The organism is Arthrobacter sp. TB 26 (assembly GCF_000427315.1).
In the GTDB taxonomy this organism is placed as follows: domain Bacteria; phylum Actinomycetota; class Actinomycetes; order Actinomycetales; family Micrococcaceae; genus Arthrobacter.
Window position 1 is genome coordinate 1 of the sequence record NZ_AUPJ01000215.1, and the last position, 2,280, is coordinate 2,280.

2 protein-coding genes and 1 pseudogene are annotated in these 2,280 nt (G+C 70.4%); all 3 read left to right on the forward strand.

The window, feature by feature from the left end:
• Window positions 1-368, forward strand: a 368-nt coding sequence (locus tag K789_RS0107565) for an FHA domain-containing protein (protein WP_024366233.1), incomplete at its 5' end; no start/stop codon positions are given.
• Entirely contained in the window at window positions 365-1,402 is a 1,038-nt protein-coding gene (locus tag K789_RS0107570) for a PP2C family protein-serine/threonine phosphatase (protein ID WP_024366234.1), read from the forward strand. The genes K789_RS0107565 and K789_RS0107570, both read left to right, overlap by 4 nt.
• Window positions 1,386-2,280: pseudogene (locus K789_RS25390) on the forward strand (hypothetical protein); the annotation flags it as partial. The gene K789_RS0107570 and the pseudogene K789_RS25390, both read left to right, overlap by 17 nt.

Genomic DNA, 2,280 nt, shown 5'->3' on the forward strand with positions numbered 1-2,280 from the left:
CCCAGGTCCGCGGCGACACGCACGCCCCGGTCACCGTGGCGATGCTCCGGATCCGGCTGGACGACGGCCGCGACATCGAGCTGGACCGCACGGTGCTGGTCGGCCGGAACCCCGCCGGGCACCCCGGCGAGGACTCGGTGCAGCTCATCCCGGTCGCGGATCCCGGCCGTTCCATTTCCAAGACCCACCTCCATCTCCTTGCCGGAAACGGGGGCGTCTGGGTGACGGACCGCAACTCCACCAACGGCAGCGCCGTCACCACCCCGGACGGTATCCGTACCGCCCTCGCGGCGGGGGAGCCCACCCACGTCCGCCCAGGTTCCACCGTGCACTTCGGTGACCGCTCCTTCTACCTAGGACAGGCATGATTCCCCAGCCGGCCGCCGTTCCCCCCTCAGCCAACTCCGACGCCGGACCCGTGCCGGCGCCCGACGGATCCTCCAGCAGTCCCTCCAGCAGTTCCTCCAGCCTGCGGCTGAACTGCGGCTACGGCACCGACCGTGGCCTGCGCCGCGAAATGAACGAGGACTCCTTTATTGCCTCCGACCCCGTCTTCGCTGTCGCGGACGGCATGGGCGGGCATGAGGCCGGGGAGATCGCCAGCGGCATCTGCGTCCGTACACTTGCCCGGATCCCGCAGCTGGCGAGCGGGAAGCGGGACGCCACCGCCGGCGTCGTGCAGGAGCACCTGCTCATGGCCGACGAAGCCATCCGCGAGGCCACCGGCGCCCGCGCCGGCACCACACTCTCCGGCGTCGTGGTGGTGGAGCAGATGGGCGCCCCGTACTGGCTGGTCCTGAACATCGGCGACTCCCGGACCTACCGCCTCAGCCACGGCCAGCTCAGCCAGGTCAGCGTCGACCACTCCGAAGTCCAGGAACTCGTGGACGCCGGGCAGATCAGCCAGGCGCAGGCTGCCGTGCACCCGCGCCGGCACGTCGTCACCCGGGCCCTTGGCACCGGCGACGAGATCGAAGCCGACTACTGGCTGCTGCCCATCGAGGAAGGCGACAGGATCCTGGTCTGCTCCGACGGGCTCAACGGCGAACTCGACGACGAGCACATCTCCAATATCCTCCGTTCCCACGCGGACCCGCAGGCGGCCGTGGATGAGCTCATCCAGGCGGCCCTGCGCAGCGGCGGCCGGGACAATGTCACCTGCATTGTGCTGGACGCAACGGATGTCAGCGACGACGACGGCGCCGCCCGGACAGCGCCGCGCAGCGCCGCCGCAGCGGAGGACGAGGACACCCTGCCCCGGACCGATGCACTGGAGTTGGCCCCCAACGGGGAACTGGCGTCGGAGGACGGGACTGTTGAAGGACAGGCTATAGAGGACCAGGCTGTTGAAGGCCAAGCTGTTGCAGGACAGGGCAAGGACGCGAATGATGGCAGGCAGTAACCCCGCCGCTGCGGCGCGGTACACGCCCGGCAGCTGGCTCGGTGTTGTGCGCTCCGGCACCGTGGTGCTGCTGCGCCCGGACAGTCCGCCTGCCCTTGTCGAGTCACTGTGGGAGCTCCTCGCCACCGTCCCCGAAGCGCACGAAGTGCTCGACGCCGTGTCCTCGGCTTCGGGCGGTTCGCTCGCGCGGCTGCCGTGGTTCGCGATTGTGGCCAACCGGGGCTCCGTGCAGGTTTTCCTGCGCGGCGGGATCGACCTCACCGTGGACCTGCCGTCCGGTCCCGTGGAACTGAGCGGCCGCGACGTCACCACCTGGACGGAACGGCGCTTCGCGGCAGCTGACGGATTCAGCCTGACCGTCCCCGGTGCCGAAGCCGCGGGGGCGCCCGGCGCTGCCCTGGACCTTCCGCTGGCCGACGGCGTGGTCCTGCTCCAGGGCTTGCGGGTGGACCTCACCGGAGCCGCCGCACAGGACATTTCTCCGGCTGTCCCGGCAGCTGCAGTCCCGGCCGCGGCAGAAGATGTGGCAGCGCCGGAGGACGACATCCTGGCGGCAGCCGAAGCCGACATTGCGGCCGAACTGAGCGAGCACGGGGCATCGGCGGAGACCGTGCTGGGGTTCCCCGGCGAGGACCTCGAGCTGGACGGGACCCTGCACGGGGAACCCGAGCCGCTCACCGAACCGGAAGTGGAACCGGAAACGGAACCGGAAGCGGAACCGGAAGCGGAACCGGCCGGGCATGAGCCGGAACCGTCCGGGCCGCAGGAGCCGGCGGCTCCGGAGACGGCCGACCAGGAGCCAACCGGCACCTACGACCACCTCTGGGAACAGACGGTGATGCGGAACATCGAAGACGCGGCCGTCCGCGAGGATCCCG

What these genes read in the sequence shown, in the direction of transcription:
- K789_RS0107570 (WP_024366234.1), top strand. Translation starts at nt 365, where the DNA reads ATGATTCCCCAGCCGGCCGCCGTTCCCCCCTCAGCCAACTCCGACGCC.